This window comes from Candidatus Doudnabacteria bacterium (genome assembly GCA_037200925.1).
Classification (GTDB): Bacteria; Patescibacteriota; Doudnabacteria; order UBA920; family O2-02-FULL-48-8; genus JBDTSL01.
The window spans coordinates 758,912-775,696 of the sequence record JBBCGO010000001.1 but is presented as its reverse complement, the minus strand read 5'-3'; the positions used below and the strand labels follow the sequence as shown (position 1 = coordinate 775,696).

At 46.4% G+C, this 16,785-nt stretch carries 21 protein-coding genes and 2 tRNA genes; all 23 read right to left on the bottom strand.

Features of this window, described 5'->3' with window-relative positions:
- Positions 1–48: 48 nt before the first annotated feature.
- Entirely contained in the window at positions 49–642 is a 594-nt protein-coding gene (locus WDN47_04485; GenBank protein ID MEJ0021802.1) for a type II secretion system protein, read from the bottom strand.
- Between the two features lie 2 nt (positions 643–644).
- Positions 645–1,352, bottom strand: coding sequence for a prepilin-type N-terminal cleavage/methylation domain-containing protein (locus WDN47_04480; protein MEJ0021801.1), 708 nt, complete (start codon positions 1,350–1,352; stop codon positions 645–647).
- A gap of 113 nt (positions 1,353–1,465) precedes the next feature.
- Complete coding sequence (locus WDN47_04475) at positions 1,466–2,632, bottom strand: hypothetical protein (protein ID MEJ0021800.1); 1,167 nt, start codon at positions 2,630–2,632, stop codon at positions 1,466–1,468.
- 4 nt (positions 2,633–2,636) lie between these two features.
- Positions 2,637–3,665, bottom strand: coding sequence for a hypothetical protein (locus WDN47_04470; GenBank protein ID MEJ0021799.1), 1,029 nt, complete (start codon positions 3,663–3,665; stop codon positions 2,637–2,639).
- Positions 3,665–4,504 (bottom strand): cytochrome c biogenesis protein CcdA, encoded by an 840-nt coding sequence (locus WDN47_04465; protein MEJ0021798.1) that lies wholly within the window; start codon positions 4,502–4,504, stop codon positions 3,665–3,667. The genes WDN47_04470 and WDN47_04465 overlap by 1 nt, the downstream gene beginning before the upstream one ends.
- On the bottom strand, positions 4,504–5,235 hold the full coding sequence (locus WDN47_04460) for a DsbA family protein (protein ID MEJ0021797.1): 732 nt from the start codon (positions 5,233–5,235) through the stop codon (positions 4,504–4,506). The genes WDN47_04465 and WDN47_04460 overlap by 1 nt, the downstream gene beginning before the upstream one ends.
- Positions 5,236–5,240: 5 nt before the next feature.
- Positions 5,241–5,861 carry a type II secretion system protein gene (locus tag WDN47_04455; protein MEJ0021796.1) on the bottom strand — a complete coding sequence of 207 codons (621 nt, stop codon included), beginning with the start codon at positions 5,859–5,861 and terminating at the stop codon, positions 5,241–5,243.
- 13 nt (positions 5,862–5,874) lie between these two features.
- Positions 5,875–6,633 (bottom strand): prepilin peptidase, encoded by a 759-nt coding sequence (locus WDN47_04450; protein ID MEJ0021795.1) that lies wholly within the window; start codon positions 6,631–6,633, stop codon positions 5,875–5,877.
- 60 nt (positions 6,634–6,693) lie between these two features.
- Positions 6,694–7,182, bottom strand: a complete 489-nt coding sequence (locus tag WDN47_04445; protein MEJ0021794.1) for a type II secretion system protein — start codon at positions 7,180–7,182, stop codon at positions 6,694–6,696.
- A gap of 15 nt (positions 7,183–7,197) precedes the next feature.
- Positions 7,198–7,557, bottom strand: a complete 360-nt coding sequence (locus WDN47_04440; protein ID MEJ0021793.1) for a hypothetical protein — start codon at positions 7,555–7,557, stop codon at positions 7,198–7,200.
- Between the two features lie 209 nt (positions 7,558–7,766).
- Positions 7,767–8,228 (bottom strand): prepilin-type N-terminal cleavage/methylation domain-containing protein, encoded by a 462-nt coding sequence (locus WDN47_04435; protein MEJ0021792.1) that lies wholly within the window; start codon positions 8,226–8,228, stop codon positions 7,767–7,769.
- Between the two features lie 144 nt (positions 8,229–8,372).
- The gene (locus WDN47_04430; protein ID MEJ0021791.1) at positions 8,373–9,575 is read right to left on the bottom strand and encodes a type II secretion system F family protein; all 1,203 of its coding nucleotides are present in this window, start codon (positions 9,573–9,575) and stop codon (positions 8,373–8,375) included.
- A gap of 3 nt (positions 9,576–9,578) precedes the next feature.
- A complete protein-coding gene (locus WDN47_04425; GenBank protein ID MEJ0021790.1) occupies positions 9,579–10,658 on the bottom strand; it encodes a PilT/PilU family type 4a pilus ATPase in 1,080 nt (359 codons plus the stop codon).
- Positions 10,633–11,019, bottom strand: coding sequence for a response regulator (locus tag WDN47_04420; protein ID MEJ0021789.1), 387 nt, complete (start codon positions 11,017–11,019; stop codon positions 10,633–10,635). Before WDN47_04420 ends, WDN47_04425 begins: the two co-directional genes overlap by 26 nt.
- Positions 11,020–11,021: 2 nt before the next feature.
- Positions 11,022–12,791 carry a GspE/PulE family protein gene (locus WDN47_04415; GenBank protein ID MEJ0021788.1) on the bottom strand — a complete coding sequence of 590 codons (1,770 nt, stop codon included), beginning with the start codon at positions 12,789–12,791 and terminating at the stop codon, positions 11,022–11,024.
- 3 nt (positions 12,792–12,794) lie between these two features.
- Entirely contained in the window at positions 12,795–13,127 is a 333-nt protein-coding gene (locus tag WDN47_04410; protein ID MEJ0021787.1) for a hypothetical protein, read from the bottom strand.
- 3 nt (positions 13,128–13,130) lie between these two features.
- Positions 13,131–13,676, bottom strand: a complete 546-nt coding sequence (gene pilO, locus WDN47_04405) for a type 4a pilus biogenesis protein PilO (protein ID MEJ0021786.1) — start codon at positions 13,674–13,676, stop codon at positions 13,131–13,133.
- A gap of 2 nt (positions 13,677–13,678) precedes the next feature.
- Positions 13,679–14,236 (bottom strand): PilN domain-containing protein, encoded by a 558-nt coding sequence (locus WDN47_04400; GenBank protein ID MEJ0021785.1) that lies wholly within the window; start codon positions 14,234–14,236, stop codon positions 13,679–13,681.
- 160 nt (positions 14,237–14,396) lie between these two features.
- On the bottom strand, positions 14,397–15,425 hold the full coding sequence (gene pilM, locus WDN47_04395) for a type IV pilus assembly protein PilM (GenBank protein ID MEJ0021784.1): 1,029 nt from the start codon (positions 15,423–15,425) through the stop codon (positions 14,397–14,399).
- 268 nt (positions 15,426–15,693) lie between these two features.
- A tRNA-Ala gene (locus WDN47_04390) sits at positions 15,694–15,767 on the bottom strand.
- Between the two features lie 54 nt (positions 15,768–15,821).
- Positions 15,822–16,073: a hypothetical protein gene (locus WDN47_04385; protein ID MEJ0021783.1), complete on the bottom strand. Its 252-nt coding sequence runs from the start codon at positions 16,071–16,073 to the stop codon at positions 15,822–15,824.
- 9 nt (positions 16,074–16,082) lie between these two features.
- Positions 16,083–16,157 (bottom strand) — tRNA-Ile (locus WDN47_04380).
- Positions 16,158–16,240: 83 nt separating this feature from the next.
- Entirely contained in the window at positions 16,241–16,777 is a 537-nt protein-coding gene (locus WDN47_04375) for a hypothetical protein (GenBank protein ID MEJ0021782.1), read from the bottom strand.
- Positions 16,778–16,785 lie beyond the last annotated feature (8 nt).

The following is a 16,785-nucleotide window of genomic DNA, read 5'->3' as shown; positions in this document are numbered from 1 at the left end:
GCTGCGGGTTTGTTTACGGGACAAAGATAATGCCAAAAGATTTTGCGATCATCTCCTGCTTGTATACCGACTGATAGCAAACGAGTCCTGCAGGCTCATGGTCACGGTGTCTTTGGCCGCAGTTCCGTAGTTTGACTGCAGATCCAGGACCACTGTCACATGAGGCTGATCGTTAGCGCTCTTGGCCGGTGTATAGGGATCGGTTGTGGGCTGGATATAAAACAGCAGATTGGTAACCTTTGTGCCGCTGGAATTCATATTAGCGTTGGCCCCGCCTTTGTTTATGAGCATGTTCGTTCCGCTCAAAAAAAAGTGCTCAACTACGTTGGCCTGGTTCTGGATATATAAGTCACTGGTGCCGGAAACCGTGCTTGATGCGTAACTTGGGTAATTGATGGTCCCGTTGCGGACCTCTTTGGCTAAGAACTCCATGATGAACCGGGCGTCCTGGGCCACGGCTCTCTGCGCCCGGCTTTTGCGGTCCAGCTGGATGGTTGATATATATACACCCAGAATTGAAGTCACGACAAAAGCGAACACAGCCGTGGCGACTACCGTCTCAATCAGCGTGAACGCCGATTGAGACTTCCCAATTTTAAAATTTGAGATTTTATTCGGTATTTGGAATTTGTTATTTGGCATTTCTACCTATAGTCCTTCCAATTGGTCATATGCTCCTCGACCACGACCTTGCAGGACGAAGATAATGCCAAAAGATCTTGATTGGAACTAAAGGACGGGCAGCTTTTTCCCCGCCATGCCACAACGGATTTTACGATCATCTCCGGATTCTGAAAAGTATAAGTATTAGCGGGGACCGAAGGAGTGCCAGCGTCCGGAGGATTAAATCTGATGTTAATCATGCGGGCAAAAACGGCCTGACCGTTGGCTGTGGAGGAATAAGTGCCGTCGGCCTGCAGATACAGATCATAATTAGCCGTAGCATCTAACGACCAGGTGGAAGTCGTAGGGTTAGGGGCAAAAATCGCCCGCTGATTACCGGAAGTAAGATTATAGGTATTGTATCCGGGAACAGCCTGATAGACTTTGGGGTAGCAAAGCCTGCCGCCAATGAGGTCAGCACATGACTGCAATCCCCAGCCCTGTACACTCGTAGGATCCTTGGCATCAGCTGCCAGCCAGTTGGAATCGCGCATCATCCGCACGATTTCAACACCTTCGCGGGCCAAATTAGAGGCAACAATTTCGTTTTGTGACGTAGTTGCGCTGGAAAAAGCATATATTGCCAGCCCCAGCCCCGCGGTTAGCGCTGTGGTCAAAATGAAAATCGCTACGATGGTTTCGATAAGGGTTTGCCCGCTTTGCCTATAGTTTTTATTTCTGTTTCTCATAATGGTTTGTTTATATTTTATATTATAACACTTATTATCAGTTATATTCAAAACTCAAGCAATTTCATAAAATTAAACAACATAAAAGTAAATCTGTCAAGGAGAAAGATATTTTATTGTCTTTGCTGCGCCTGACACTGGTCTTTCCATGTCGGACTGTCGATCTTATTGCACCAATCAGTCTGTTCAGAGGAGCTTTTGGCATAGGCATTGATCATGCCTAGCAGTTGTTGATAACAGCTGTCCTTGCTGGCAGCGTCAATCCGGGCGCAGATCGCAAACGGCAATGACCTGTCCCCGACTGAAAAAGAAGCCGTGTCATTGACCAGAATGCAGTAATCGGTCCAAGTCCGCCCGAGCAAACCGCAAAGGTCAAAGGTCTGATCCAGATTCCCGGCGGCGATCGGATGGATCTGCCTGGCAAGCCCGTTGTAACACATCTGCCGCAAGTCGGTTTGCTGCAAGATACCGCACTGGCCAGCCACTTTTTTCAGATCGCCGCTAAACTGCTGGTACATCAGCGACGGCTGGTTCGACCAGCAGGCCAGCAAATATTTCTGGCCGATCCTGGAATCGTCACAGGGATAAACCGGATCTGAAGGTTTGACCCAGCGATCGGCAGAAACAGATCCGTCGTGCAGAGCCCAGATATTTTCCATAAACACGCCGTCCTGGCAGTTAAAGGTCGGAAAATCGGGAACGCTTTTAACCATGTCATCGCACATGGTCAGTGATTGGGTTAAATTTTTATAACCGACAAATGCGAGAAATCCATGTCCCACGGCGTGGGAGCATTGCGGAAAAACGGTGCTGACACCCTCAGTCCTGCAGGCATTCATGACCTTCGCCACTTCCGGAATGCCGCCCGTGGCGATCGCGTCCAGTATAAATCCGTGATAGCAGGAGGCCAGAAAATATTCTTTGCATTGCGAAAGCCCTGTAACCCCGAACTTCTCGTACAGATAATCACCCACTGTATGATTGAGTAAATGGGTTTGCCCGGTAAACGGCAGCCCGGAATTAACCAGATCGTCCTGAGCTTCGGACGGGCCTACCCTTTCGATCAATTTTTTGTACCATGCAACTTGTTCGGTAAGAATCGTGGTATCTTTGATCTGAATGATCTCATCGGCTGTCGAAACCGGAAGCGGTCCGTTTCTCCTGATAATAAGCCTGGACGCAAAAAACAAGATCGATCCTAGGACAAGGAAGACAACGGCTAAGAACCCCCAGAAATAAACAAAGTTAGGTTTTTTCAATTTTTGCCGAAATTCGATCATAAAATTACATTGGAGCAAGAGATTGGCTGGTTGTAGGGCACTGATTTTTCCAATTAGCAGGCAGGCTTTCGCACAAAGCTTCCGCCGTTTCTTGCCATCCGACATAAGTTTGGAATGCGACTTCCCGGGAAGCGCCAATGATGCAATGATACGAACCGTCGCCCTTTATCTGACTGCAAGATCGTAAGATCTGCGGCAATTTACCCAGATTCATGTCAGTAATATAATAACCCAGACTTTCGGAACACGTGGAGCTGGATATTTCGTCAGGCGCTTGCGCGCAATAAGCTCCGATCTTCGGAATATCGATGCCGAACCGGGTTAAAAAAACCTGGGATTGATACCGCGCGCAATTATAATGGTATTTGTCAGCAAGCGCCGAGCAAAACTGCCAGGAATGCGCCGGATCAAATTCATTTTGGGCCAGATCCGATGCATGTTCCATGAACACTCCGTCATAACAATAATTTTGGTAAAGTTGGTCAAGATTATCACAATCAAGCAGAGCTTTCCCGACCTGGAAATGTTCCCAGGTCAGAAGTCCGTGCCCCATGCCATGGATACAACCGTTATAATTCTGAGTTTTATCAGGCGGGAAAATTTGAATGCAACGGCTTTGGATTTCTTTGACCACGGACACGCCTTTTTGTTCCAGCAGTTCTTGTGAGACGCCGTGGAAACAGCCGAATCCAAAAGTTTCATCGCAATTGGTGATGCCATCAAGCCCATACTTGCTGTACATCCCGTTCCCGACCAAATGAGCGAACTCATGAGCATTCTCTGCCTGCTGGCCATTGATCAAAAACGCCGATTTCACATAAGTCCATGTCTTAACCGGATCTGCTTCCGCAGCCCTCTTGATCAAATCCAGCTGATCTTGGTAATTTAGGTTCCGAAACTGATCAATCGGCGGCAGGCCGAGTGAAACCGCTTGCTGCCGGATGGATTTAGAGCTAAGCAAAGCGATACCAATCCCCGCGGCAAATAAAAAAATAATCAAAACCGCCGCAGGCAAATTAAAATTTATTCGCATCACTCTTTATTCCTGTATGTATTTAACCACAGCAACAGGCAAAATGCCAGCAATAAGCCCAAAACCCAGTAATCAAGATGGGGATGGGCCGCATTGTAAGTGATCAGGGATTCGTTCAAAGTTTCAAACTTTATCAAAATTCCCGTTGACTGGGCAAAGGACAGGAATGGTGCGCCGCCTTTTGAGACGATAAAAGCAAATCCCAGAGGGATAAAAACCAGCGCTGCCAGCAGATTGCCGAGAAAGAATGAAAAAATGCGATGGCCCACATTTATTCTCAGAACAGGTTTTTGAAAGATGCTTAAATTTAACAATCCATAATGTTCGACAAGACCTGCCAGGATCAAAAGCGGAATGATCATGCCGGCCATAAAGCTTAAGAGCAGCAGGTTGACTTGCACAAAGCCTGAGCTCAAGCTATTCAACGACAAAATCGCCCCGTAAATGGGAGCCGTGCAAGTGCTGCTTGTCAGGCCAAAAATAATGCCCAAAAAAAAAGTTTGCCAAAACTTGTGAACAGGCCTGATTCCGCCTGAGTATAAAGGCAAATAAAAATTAAACAGCGACAATAGACCGAAAATTACGAGCAGCCAGCCTATGATGCCAAATAAAACCTCCCGCGAATAAATCAACAAATGGACCAAAAAATTAAACCCATAGCTGAAAGGAAAAAAAACTAAGGCAAACCCCAGACCGAAAAACACCGTGGCCAGAACCAATTTTTGTTTTTCAGTGAACACAAAACCAAAAAATGCCGGCAATAGAGCCGGCCCGCAAGCAGGGAGCAATGTCAGTACTCCGCCTAAAAATGCAACAGTTAGGCTTACGGATTGGGACATTAATTTTTTAAAAGATCATCAAGCTTTTGTTCAAATGTTGCTGTCGGCTGGGCTCCGATGATTTGCTGGCCGTTAATTAAAAAAGTGGGCGTGCTGGAAACGCCGTTTTGGTTTGCCAGGTCAGTTTCATCGCTCACGGCTTTTTGATATTTGTGGCTGGCGGTGCACTGGTTAAAATCATTTAAGTTAAGGTGCAGGTTCTTCGCCAGGCTTTGGAGTTTGGCGGCACTGAAAGTTCCCTGGTTTTCGCCGCTTTGGTTGTCATACAAACTGTCATGATAGGGCCAAAATTGACCCTGGTCAGAGGCGCACTTGGCGGCTTCAGCCGCGTCTTTGGATTCCTGTCCTAAAAATGCCACATTGACGAAAATAACCTTGACCTTACCGGTATCAACATATTTCTGCTTCAGCTCAGGCAGGCTGCTGTCAAAAAATCTTTTGCAGAAAGGACATTGGAAATCGGCAAACTCATACATAGTGACCGGCGCGTTTTTATCTCCGAGCACAGGCTCGCTGCCGCTCATGCCCGCCAATAACTTATCAACTGATATCCCCGCCACCCCTCCTGGAGCTGGCGCAGCTGCTGCCTGCGAATTTTGCTGAGTAATCTTGATTTTCAAAACACGTAAATTGTATACGCTGAATCCCAAAGCAGCAACACTCAATATGATGCTGATTACCCATCCGTACTTGCCTGCATATTCAATAAATTTTTTTAAGTAAGCTGACATTTATTTTACTGAATCTTGCCCGCTATTCCATCAATAGTTACGGTCTTGCTGGCCGACCCTTCTAATGTTTCCACGCTTATCGTCGCCGTGGTAAAAGCAGCAGTAGTAGTGGCATTGATCGTTCCGATATCCTTACCTGCAGTCAGGACGCCAAACGGCGGCATGAACATAAATGATATAGAAGAACTGGCAATGGCTCCGTCCAATACCAGGCCGCTTGCTTTGATCCTGGTATTGATCGGCAAAGGATAAGTTTCAATAGTATCAGGAGCCGAACTGCATGTGCCCGCGCTGTTGTTGTTGTGGACAGCGGATAAAACAATGGCGCCCGAATAATTAAAAGTAATATAGTAATACTGCGGCACACGGCAAGTTGCATCCGTGTTATTCGTATTTTTACCCGTGAGGGTAAAATTCTGGGCGTTTCTTATGGCATTAACTACCGTATCGCCGGCTATCACCGCTTGTTTCTGTTTTTCAGCAGCCCGGAAATTAGCCACACTGATCCCTGCGATCATTGTGGTTATAAAAAGCACCACCATCAGCTCAATCAGGGTGAAGCCATAACTTGTAGCGTGTAACCTGTGGTCTGTAGGCTTATTCTTTTTTATGTATTTAAGTTTCATATTGCAAAAAGCTTTATAGTCCGATCAATCTAAGATACCAGGTCATGATCGGGTTCCCTGCCAGCATTACTATTATAGCAGACAAGCTCAAAAATATCCCAAAGGGCAACTTAGAGCCGAATTTTTTGCGTCCCATTAGGATCAAGGCTATTCCCACAACTGCGCCTGACCCATAAGCTAAGATCAAAACTAAAATACTCATTGGCCAGCCGGCCAGGTTCCCCAAAACGAAACCTAATTTTACATCGCCTAATCCGATCCATTTACCCCGCGAGATCAGGTACTGCGCAAGAAAAAATCCTGCAAACCCTGCCCCGGAAAGCAAGCCTGCCCAAAAGACCGGCCAGCCTTGAAGAATGTTATAAAGAAGAACCAGGACCAAACCCGGCAGCAAAACCTTATCCAGGATCAGATAATGGTTAAAATCATACACTGCTATCACCAGCAGAAAACAGGCGAAAATTATATTTAGTGCAAAAACCCAACTGAAAACCATTTGAAACTTTAAGGCGAACAAAACAAAAATTAACCCTGTGGCCAGTTCAACAACCGGATATTGCCTGGAAATTGCAGCGGCGCAATACCGGCATCGGCCGCGCAAATATAAAAAACTAAACACTGGGATCAAATCCTTGGCCTGCAGTTCCTTTTTACAGCTGCGGCAATGAGAACGGGCAAATAAAAAAGATTCGCCGGAAGCAAGCCGAAAAATCACAACATTCAAAAAACTGCCGACAATCAATCCGAAAATAAAAATAAATAGTAGCGTCATAATATGACAAACCCCGTTGCTCAAGCATCGGGATTTATTCTAAATTCACTTTCCAGTCAATTAAAACGGAGCTGAAGTAGTTATTCCGGCGGAACCGGAAAGCCAATAAGTACCTGCTGGACCGAGGTCAGTAGCGCCCTCGGTTTGAAACTGAATTTCATAATCAGCGGAGACGTTTCCCCCACACCCCGTAGAAATATTCCCTCCCTGTGAGTAAGTATACGCGTAGGCCGGAGTGCCATTATGCAGAGGATCCTGAGGAACTGTCAAAGTTGGAGACCCGGAACAGGAAAGCTGTCCTTGTACGGCCTGCGCCGCGTTCCAATCGGCGGGATCCGGATAGCCTGAGCCTAAATTGTAGTAAATATCTAAGCCTGTTTTGATCTGTTGCATATCCGCCAGACGCCTGGCATCGCGGGATTTGAGCCGTACGTTGCTAAGCGCAACTACTATGATAGAAGCCAAAAGCCCGATGATCGATACGACCACCAGAAGTTCAATCAGAGTAAATCCCTCGGCCCTTTTCAATTTTGAAGATAAATTTTTCATAGTTTTTGTTCAGAACTATTGGATACCTTTTGAAGCTAATGTGTGCGGCCCGGCGGACAAAACGTCAGTTTTTTGGCCCAGACAGAAACTCAGGTTAAAGTCTTCTCCGTTGGCTTTTTGAGAATAAAGGTATTGGTTCTGCGTTTTTGTGCATAAGCCGGAAGGCTGCGGAGGTGTGGGCCAGTTATCGAGGTAACCGGTCATTCCCATAGGCTGAGCAATGCTTTGGCCGGTCGGATAAAAACCATTTTCTTTATAATAAATCTGCAATGCAGTTTGGATGGCGGCAATATCCGACATTCTCTGTTTGTCGCGGGCTTGGCCAACGGCAAAAAAATAAGCCGTCAAACCGGTCAATATGAGCAAACCAATCATAATAATTAAAATCAGCGATTCAATGCTGATAAAGCCTAGTTCATGGAATATGGAACATGAATCAATTTTTTTCGGTTTTGTTTTTTTTGTTCCATGATACATGTTACAAGTTAGGTGATTTAAATGCACTTGATCCCCCACTTTCTAATTTGAGAAATCTCATAGAAGAAAGTGAGGGAAGAAAGTACGCTCAACTCTTATACTTCAGGCTAGAATGGAGCCGTAGTGCTGATACCTGCGCCCGAAGCATACAGCGGTACACCTCCGGGGTATCCCCCTGTAAGAGCACCTAAACAAAAGGCGATTTTGTAGGCAGTGCCGCCTGGGCCTTGCGTATAGGTGTACAAGTTTTGCGGGGCTGTACATGCACCGTCGTTAGGCGTCGGCGTTGTCGGCCAAATAGCAACGTAAGTGCTCCAAGCTGGGGAGCCGTCCGCTGGTGTAGGGCCTGTGGTTGACGCAGTTAGCGGCAACGGATAACGGTTATTATCGTTGTAGAATATTTCCAAAGCGGTCATAACCTGTCTGATGTCTGCGAGACGTCTGGCGTCACGTGATTTTTGACGAGCAGAGTTCAGAGAAACCAGCACGATAGAAGCCAAAATGCCGATAATAGCGATAACCACCAATAATTCGATCAAAGTAAAACCCTTATTTTTTCGATTAAACATGTTTCTCATAATTTCACCCCCTTCCATTTAAGAAGGAAACCACAAATTACATCAGAGGCAAAAAGGAAAATGAAGAATTTGTTCAATTCCCTAACTACCTCTTATGTATTATTGCTTCCTGTTAATTTTTGTCTCATACCTGTCTTAAGCAGCTCCAGCTAAACTATATATCGGAAGTAAAATTCCTGCAACCATGACCGCCACCGCCACGCCCAGGACCAGCATTATAATAGGCTCAAGCAGGGTCGTTAAGGTGTTCAAAACTACCTCCATCTCCTTCTCATAAAATATCGCCAATTTGTCCAAAATTTCCTGCAAACGGCCGGTAGTCTCGCCGATTTGCGTCATTTGCGCCACAATCGCCGGGAATTCGGGCCTGGAGGTTAGGGCGGAAGCAATGCTTTTGCCGTTGCGGACCTGTTCAGCCGCCTCCAATATGATCTCTTTATAGACTTCGTTCCCCACTATATCGGCAACCGATTCTAGCGCCCTGACGATTGGGATCCCGCCTGCAATCAGTGTTGATAAATTTCTGGCGAATCGGGTCATATAGATTTTTTGGAACAAGGAACCGAACACCGGCAGGTGGATTTTGACATTATCGATAAAATATTGTCCGCCCGGGGTTTTACTGTAAAACCGATAGCCAACGATCAGTCCGATGATGATTGCCAGGACCAGCCACCAGAAATGCTGGACAAAATTCATGGTCGCTATCAAAATCTTGGTTGTGAACGGTAATTCAACGGATGAGGCCTGCAAAACGCTGACCAGCGGCGGCAGAACGTAAGTAAACATCAAAAACCCGACGACGACCAGGGTTCCCACAATGAATGCCGGGTAAGTCAAAGCACCGATGACCTTGGACCGCAGGTCATAGTCCTTTTCCAATTGATTGGCCAAAAACGACAAGGATTCATCCATAGTCCCCGACAGTTCGCCGGCCCGGATCAGGTTCACATAAAGTTTTGAAAATATTTTCGGGTAACGGGCCACGGCCGAGGAAAAGCTGTCGCCGGATTCCACAAGCTGAGCGATCTCGCCCAGAACGGATTTCAATTTTTTGGAAGCTACCTGGCTTTGCAAAATTTTTATCGCTTCCACGATCGGAACCTTAGCGCTGATCAAAGTAGCCAGCTGTCGTGAAAACAGCACAATATCTTTCGAAGAGACCCTGTCAAAAATTTTCACGCGTTCAAAGATGTCAACCTTGTTGCTCGGCAGCATTTTGATCACGATCAGACCGTGCTCTCCGAGGATCTCCAATGCATTGGTTTCATTGACGGCTTGAACCGTGCCGGTCCGCATCTTGCCTGTATTATCCCGCGCTTGGTATGCAAATTCCATAAATTATCTTCTTAATAATCCTTCAAATAAATCCTGATCCGTCACATACGCGACTATGTCTTCCAGCCTGACCACGTTACTCCTCACCAGCAGCGCCAAACTGTTGTCTAAAGAAACCATCCCTGCGGCGGCCGAGGTATGGATAATGTTCGGCAGTTCGTAGGTCTTGTTTTCCCGAATAACGTTGGATACGGCGTTATTCTTCATCATGATCTCCACCGCCGGCACCCGTCCCCCGCCGATCTTTGGAAGCAATCGCTGGGAGATGACAGCCACCAAAATATTGGCCAGCTGCGTCCGAATTTGATTTTGCTGATACGCGGGAAAGACATCGATGATGCGGTCAATGGTCTGGGCGGCGTTATTGGTGTGCAGTGTCGCAAACACGAGATGTCCCGTTTCAGCCACGGTGATCGTCGTGGCGATGGATTCCAAATCGCGCATTTCTCCGACCAAAACCACATCCGGATCTTCACGCAAAACTGCACGAAGAGCGCGGCCAAACGAAGTCGTATCAAACCCGACCTCGCGCTGGTTGACCAGCGACTTGTCCTGAAGATAAACAAATTCGATCGGGTCTTCAATGGTCACGATATTTTGCGCGCGGGTATGGTTGATCAGATCGATCAGAGCCGCCAGAGTTGTCGATTTTCCGTGCCCGGTAGGACCGACCATCAGGACCAAACCCTGTTTGTAATTGATCAGGTCCTTAAGCTGGGTCGGCAGGTACAATTCCTCGATCGTTTTGATCTTGTTCGAGATCAGGCGCAGGGCCGCGGCCGGATAACCTTTCTGATAATAAACGTTGATCCGAAACCGGACATTGTCTTTGAAAGAAAAAGAAAAATCCAAGTCCTTGTTGTCGCGGAATTCTTTTTTTTTCTGCTCGGTATCCAGTAAAACGTCCACGATGCCGGAAATCGCATTGCCGGATAAAACCTCATAATCTTTCAGCTCCACGAGTTGGCTGTCAATTCTAAGTGTCGGGGGCTTGCCGGCAATTAAATGCAGATCTGATGCTTCTCTTTGAAGCACCAGCATCAATAAAGTATTGACTTCAAGTTCTGTTGATTTGTAAACCATATCGATTTAGCTTTAATTGCCCGTAAATTCTGCCGATAAGCAGGTCCGGAGTGACTGAAGACAGTTGAAGCCAATCATTGGCGCCGGAACTTAGAGCCTGCTGGGCGTTTGCAATGTCGGCAAGGAAGATAAACGGGATGGAAGCATAAGCGCTTTGCCGCCTGCAAAACTTCAACAATGCCAGTCCTGACAGCAAGGGAAGGTCATAATCCGAAACGACTAATCCGGGCTTGGCAAGTTTTAGTTTGCGCAGGGCGGTTAAGCCGTCGTGCGCCGAATCCACGGAAAAATGAACAGCCAGGCGGGGATGATAGAGGTCAACTATCTTTGGATCTGAATGGGCAAATAATACGTTAAACATATTTATTCTTTGGTCGCTCTCACCACTTCTTCAACAGTTGTGATGCCGCGCAATGCTTTTATTATGCCGCTTTGTTGCATTAAAATAAAATGTTCCTCTTTGATGGCATAGTCTTGAATTTTTGCAGCCGGCTGACGGTCACCGATCATGATCTGAATTTGCCTTGAGATCGCCAGCATTTCATAAATGCCGATCCGGCCCCGGTATCCGGTATTGCCGCAAACCGGACAGCCGCGTCCGATATAGACCTTAATATTTTCCATATCAATACCTTCCAATTCTTTCTTATCGACTGTGACCATGCCCTCACGTATGATCTTCTCGATTTCTTCAGTCGGTTTTACCGCTGTTTTGCATTTATCGCAAATTTTTCGCACCAGACGCTGGGCTCCGATCAAGTTCAGCGAGTCGGTCAATAAAAACGGCTCTATACCCATGTCCATCAGGCGAGGAATGCCGCCTACGGCGCTATTTGTGTGCAAAGTGGAAAATACCAAATGTCCCGTCAAAGCCGAGTTGACGGCCAGGTCCGCCGTTTCCCGGTCGCGGATCTCCCCCACCATTATAATATTCGGGTCTTGGCGCAAAATGGACCGAAGCCCCGAAGCAAAAGTCAATCCGATCTCCGGACGGATCTGAGCCTGGTTGACCCCATCAATAAAATATTCCACCGGATCTTCCAGGGTCACAATATTGACTGCTGTCGTATTTAATATGCTTAAAATGGAATACAGCGTAGTTGATTTGCCGCTCCCAGTGGGCCCGGTCATCAGAAACATGCCGTGCGGCTTTCTAATAGCTTCCTCCACGATCTCCAGCCTGCGGCCGGTCAATCCCAGTTCGCTCAGGGTCGGCGCGCCGGCTGATTTATCCAGAATGCGCAAAACCGCTTTTTCGCCCACAACAGTCGGAAAAGTTGAGACACGGAAGTCGATAGGCTTGCCTTCCAGGTTCAGATGGAACCGGCCGTCCTGGGGCAGGCGCTGTTCGTCGATCTTCAGATTGGATAAAATTTTGATACGCGACAAGATCGCCGCATGTACGGATTTCGGCAAGATCAGGGAACTGTGAAGCACGCCGTCAACGCGATATCTGACGCGCAGATCCTCTTCCGAAGGCTCAATGTGGATATCGGAAGCACGGGCCTCGATCGCGTGGCGGATAAAAACATCCACGATCTTGGAAATAGGAGCCTCGTCAAAAATTCTTTGACCCTCATCAAAAACAACTTTGCTTTCAAGCTTGCGCTGGTCGATCTTTTCTTTATTAACCACCTCCTCCAATGCCTGGGTTACTTCTTTCGTGATACTGCCGGACTTCCGAAAAACTGTCTGAAAACTATTGTATGAGGTGATATAAAGTTCTACTCTGTATTTATTTTTTTGCGATAAAAACTCCAAAGCTTCCAGCGCAGCAAGATTGGTGGGATCGGTCAAGGCTACTTTAAGGACATTATCTGTCAGCTCAAACGGCATGAACTTGTAATTGGATACAGCTTCCTTGGAAGTAATATCTATAACTTCCTTCGGAATAGTTTTGTTCCGCAGGTCAACATAAGGCACATTAAAAAAAAGACCGCGGGCTTTTGTCAGATCTTCTTCTGAAATATATCGCTCGCTGACTAGATAATCGAACAAGTTCCGGTGGGCTGTAGTTGATTCGGCCCGGGCTTTGATCAAATTATCTTTAGTTATGAAGCCCTTTTCCAGCAAAAAATTTTCAAAACTGAGGGTCTTTTGTTGCGGAGAGCTTATGACTTTGTTATTCGCCATCGCCTAATAATTCTTAAATGGGTCATCGCGTCCAAGTTCGCCCGCACTAACCGTCGCCGGCGGGTAGACTTTTAATAACGTAAAAGTACCTAAATTCAAAACTGATGTGTCCAGCTTCGTGCTTTCCGGAAATACGGCCGGCGCCGAATAAGTCCCGTCAGGTTTAAGCACCGGGCCTAGGCCTGCGGCATTGCCGGTTGTGTTAAGCGGGCTTGGTGCATTAGCTTCCGGCGTCGCGGGGGTTGAGCCGCCTCTGCCCCAAAGAAAAACCCCGATGCTGATAACTACGCATGCTATGATTAAAATAATATAAAGTTTTTTGCGTTTTGGATCCATATATTATTTCTGATAATAAGTCTGTAAATTCATTTGGTACTGGATTAAACCATTTTCATCTGTTTTCAAAGACACGTGGCCTACGTCTACTATCCGCAGATGGTCTTCCAGCCTGATCATAAAGTCCTTGAACGAAGCAAAGGTGCCGGAAGCAGTAAGAGACACGGGTATTACCTGAATAGCATTAACCGTGGTTGCCGCGGTGGTGGGTGTTTCTTGTATGGCAATATTGGAGAGCACTACTCCGGATGATTTTGCCAGATCTCCGAGACTGGCCGCAAAGTTGGCCATGTCTGATGATTTAATCGGGAGGGACAGGTTGACCGTATCAGCGTCTTTTTGATAGGTCTGATAATCGTCCAAAAAGCTCTGAACAGAGGCTAGGTCGGAAGTTATTTGCACGTTGTCGCTTTGCACTTTTGCCAGCTGGGCTTTCCCAATGGAATATTGGCTCCATTGCGGTGTTGTAAGAAAATACCCGACGCCAAAACACGCGAGGATCAGCAATATGGCTATGTAAATGATTGTTTTAAAAGTTACTTGGGCCATAATTATTTTTTAAGAAAAATATCCGGTGTCACGTTCATATCGATGGAGAAGATATATCCGTTAATGCTGCCGGTGGACGGTACTGCGGATAACAGTTTGATCTGACTGAATTTGGGGGAAGTGGACAGGCCCAAGATCAATTTCCCGAGATCCGTATAAGAATCAACCCGGCCTTCAAGGTGAATTTTACCGACCTGTGTCACGTCCAAACTTATGAACTGTGATCTGGCATAAGTTACCCTTGATAATTCGTCCAGCAACGGCGATACATATGTATGGCCGTTCAGCAGAAAGCGCAAATTCGCCAGTTGCGCCTGGAATGACTTGGCATTTCCGAGTTTGCTTTGCTGATCATTTAGTTGTTTCGTAAGATCCTGATTGGTGCTTGTGGCGGTAATTGTCTGGTCAGCCAGAGATTTATTCAGGAAAAATATTACCGCGGTAATACCGACTAAAACGACTAAAATCGCTGACAAAACAGTAATCACTAATCTGTTTTGGCGCTGGCCGAGATTAGTGGTGTCTTTCAATCGGTTTTGAAGCAGGTTTATTTCAGCCATTGTCGTAATTGGTCAAACCTCTGCGATTTTGCTTGCACAAAATATGCAATGGTCGACGTATTACTTCTCTCGAAAAAATTGTTCTCGTCCAGCTCTTGCGTGAAAGGGCTGGGCCGCAACTCAATTTCTTCGTAATTTTTTATTTCATTAATAATCATTTTTATTTATCGGAGCGTCGCATTGCCAATCCGACCGCGACCGCCAAATTTAATCCCAAAGGTTCGATAACCGGCCTAAGGCTTGGGGAGAACAACACTTGGCTCCAAGGATCGGCCAAGACTACGGGTTTGCCTAATCCGGAAAAATATTCTTTCAAACTCGGGAGCTTCGAGCCGCCGCCTGAGAGTAAAATTTTATCAATCCGCTCCCCCCGGCTTTCAAACAGGCTGATCAATTGGGATGCTTCGCTTTTGATGATATCCAGGATCGGCCGCATGACGGCAGGAATCTGCTGCGCTGAACCCGACAACCCAAAATCCTTTTTGAACTGCTCGGCGCGGGCAAAGTTCACTGACAAACTTTGTGCAATGCTTCCCGTTACCGTATCTCCGCCGACATTTAAGTTCTTCGACAGCCGCAGATATCCGCTCTCCACAAGATTAATGCTGGTGCTTTTAGCTCCAATATCAATCACAAGATTAATGTTTAAATCCTCTCCTACCAATGATCTTATAAGCGACAGAGATTCGATTTCCAAGGCCAAGGGCTCTAATCCCGCCATCTCAAATACTTTCAAATAATTATCTATTACCGTGGTTGGCACTGCTGTTAACAGAACTTTGATCTTTAATTCAGGTCTGGAATTGCCGGGCTTGAGGTCTTGATCATTTCTTGCCCGTTTATCCTCTATTACACTCCAGGACAGGGCCACTTCTTGCAAAGGCAGGGGGACGTATTTCTTGGCTTCAAATTCTACGGCGGTTTTCATCTCATTGTCGGGAATTTTCGGCATCTCAATGACAGAGGTGAAGACCGAGCTGTTGGGAAGCGAAGCGACTATCTGATTGGTTGTAACTCTTGACTTTGTAATGAGATTTTTGAGCAATTGAGCGGTTTGGGTCACCCCGTTATTACCGTCCTTGGCCGCAATCTGGTAAGAAAAATTCACTAAACCGTAGGTTTCCAGGATAAATTTGCTATCTTTTGGCCTTAATTGGACAATCTTGATGTTTGATGATCCGATATCCACCCCCAACTGACTTTTTGATTTACCAAATAGCATTGTTTGTTTCTCTTCAGTTTATAATTCCCCTATCCCACCTCGGGTTGAGGGGCCGGGGGTGTGAGGGTTTTAACCTGAGGATATCCTCAATTGCTTCTGAATTATAATAAATATTACTTTTTCCGTCAAATTGGACACGATAATCAATAATTTTGATGAAATCCGCGGAAACAAAAGGTCCATTTAAACAAAAAAGACCTTTCCAATCCTAAAAAAGGGGTGAAAAAGTCTTCTTTGGTGGACCTGGGGAGAATCGGACTCCCACCCCCCGGATGCAAACCGGGTGCACTACCACTATGCTACAGGCCCCTTAGTCATTCGCAACTCCCCGGATTGCTCGGAATTTCCCTAATTTTATGAAATCTATTGCTTAAGGCCGCCAAATATCGAACTTAAAGGGCTGAGTATAAAACCTAAAACATTAAATATGTAAAACAGCGAAAGGATTACGAAAACCACGCCAACGATCCGGTACAAAGAATACGTGCCGGCCAGTCCTCCGCGAAGGTGATTCTCGGCCCATTGAACCCGGCCAAAGATATCGGTGAGCGCGACGGAGTATCGAATGAGCAAAATCCCTGCTATCACTCCGATCGTTCCTGAAATAAAATGCATAAATTTTTCTGGTGGGTGTGGGAAGGATCGAACTTCCGACCCCGTCATTATCAGTGACGTGCTCTACCACTGAGCTACACACCCTCATTATCAAGCCCTAAAATCAAATTTGCCTACATAATTTACCAAATTCCGAGCACTTTGTAAACCTTCTTGGAGAGCGTCTTTTACTGCTTGGTTTTTTTAAATAACCAGACTCCGCCGGCGACCAATACCAATCCGACGGGAAGTAGCAGAATGTTAAAATAATTCGTTTTCTTTTGGTCGGCAGAACCGTCAGCCGAATAAGTCTGATCTTTTTCCACGGTAAAATTAAACTTCGATTCTGCCAGGGTATCGCCGTCCTTGTAAAAACTAACTTCCGCGGTATAAGTTCCCGGATCGTTCAGTACTCCGCTCAAACTGGCATAGCCCGTGATATCCGCGGCCTGCGCCAAATTACCCGCAAGCATCGCGGGCCCGTTCTGTTTTTCAATTCGAATGAACGCTGAATCAAAATCAATGCCGTCGCGGGTGGCAGGGTTCAGAAGATAAACATCGTAAAGCGTGAAATCTCCGGTTAAGATGTTGCCGAGAGTATTATATTCAAATTCTATTAAATACTTGCCTACTGTCTGGGACTGAGTCGTGACCAGGCCATGTGCCGATGCCAAAACCGGCATGACCAGGACTAAAACCAGCAAATATTTCAATCGATTTTTCATGAAAGCAT

Coding starts and splice junctions, on each gene's coding strand:
- WDN47_04485 (MEJ0021802.1), bottom strand. CDS start 642: ATGCCAAATAACAAATTCCAAATACCGAATAAAATCTCAAATTTTAAA.
- WDN47_04480 (MEJ0021801.1), bottom strand. CDS start 1,352: ATGAGAAACAGAAATAAAAACTATAGGCAAAGCGGGCAAACCCTTATC.
- WDN47_04475 (MEJ0021800.1), bottom strand. CDS start 2,632: ATGATCGAATTTCGGCAAAAATTGAAAAAACCTAACTTTGTTTATTTC.
- WDN47_04470 (MEJ0021799.1), bottom strand. CDS start 3,665: ATGCGAATAAATTTTAATTTGCCTGCGGCGGTTTTGATTATTTTTTTA.
- WDN47_04465 (MEJ0021798.1), bottom strand. CDS start 4,504: ATGTCCCAATCCGTAAGCCTAACTGTTGCATTTTTAGGCGGAGTACTG.
- WDN47_04460 (MEJ0021797.1), bottom strand. CDS start 5,235: ATGTCAGCTTACTTAAAAAAATTTATTGAATATGCAGGCAAGTACGGA.
- WDN47_04455 (MEJ0021796.1), bottom strand. CDS start 5,861: ATGAAACTTAAATACATAAAAAAGAATAAGCCTACAGACCACAGGTTA.
- WDN47_04450 (MEJ0021795.1), bottom strand. CDS start 6,633: ATGACGCTACTATTTATTTTTATTTTCGGATTGATTGTCGGCAGTTTT.
- WDN47_04445 (MEJ0021794.1), bottom strand. CDS start 7,182: ATGAAAAATTTATCTTCAAAATTGAAAAGGGCCGAGGGATTTACTCTG.
- WDN47_04440 (MEJ0021793.1), bottom strand. CDS start 7,557: ATGATTGGTTTGCTCATATTGACCGGTTTGACGGCTTATTTTTTTGCC.
- WDN47_04435 (MEJ0021792.1), bottom strand. CDS start 8,228: ATGTTTAATCGAAAAAATAAGGGTTTTACTTTGATCGAATTATTGGTG.
- WDN47_04430 (MEJ0021791.1), bottom strand. CDS start 9,575: ATGGAATTTGCATACCAAGCGCGGGATAATACAGGCAAGATGCGGACC.
- WDN47_04425 (MEJ0021790.1), bottom strand. CDS start 10,658: ATGGTTTACAAATCAACAGAACTTGAAGTCAATACTTTATTGATGCTG.
- WDN47_04420 (MEJ0021789.1), bottom strand. CDS start 11,019: ATGTTTAACGTATTATTTGCCCATTCAGATCCAAAGATAGTTGACCTC.
- WDN47_04415 (MEJ0021788.1), bottom strand. CDS start 12,791: ATGGCGAATAACAAAGTCATAAGCTCTCCGCAACAAAAGACCCTCAGT.
- WDN47_04410 (MEJ0021787.1), bottom strand. CDS start 13,127: ATGGATCCAAAACGCAAAAAACTTTATATTATTTTAATCATAGCATGC.
- pilO (MEJ0021786.1), bottom strand. CDS start 13,676: ATGGCCCAAGTAACTTTTAAAACAATCATTTACATAGCCATATTGCTG.
- WDN47_04400 (MEJ0021785.1), bottom strand. CDS start 14,236: ATGGCTGAAATAAACCTGCTTCAAAACCGATTGAAAGACACCACTAAT.
- WDN47_04385 (MEJ0021783.1), bottom strand. CDS start 16,073: ATGCATTTTATTTCAGGAACGATCGGAGTGATAGCAGGGATTTTGCTC.
- WDN47_04375 (MEJ0021782.1), bottom strand. CDS start 16,777: ATGAAAAATCGATTGAAATATTTGCTGGTTTTAGTCCTGGTCATGCCG.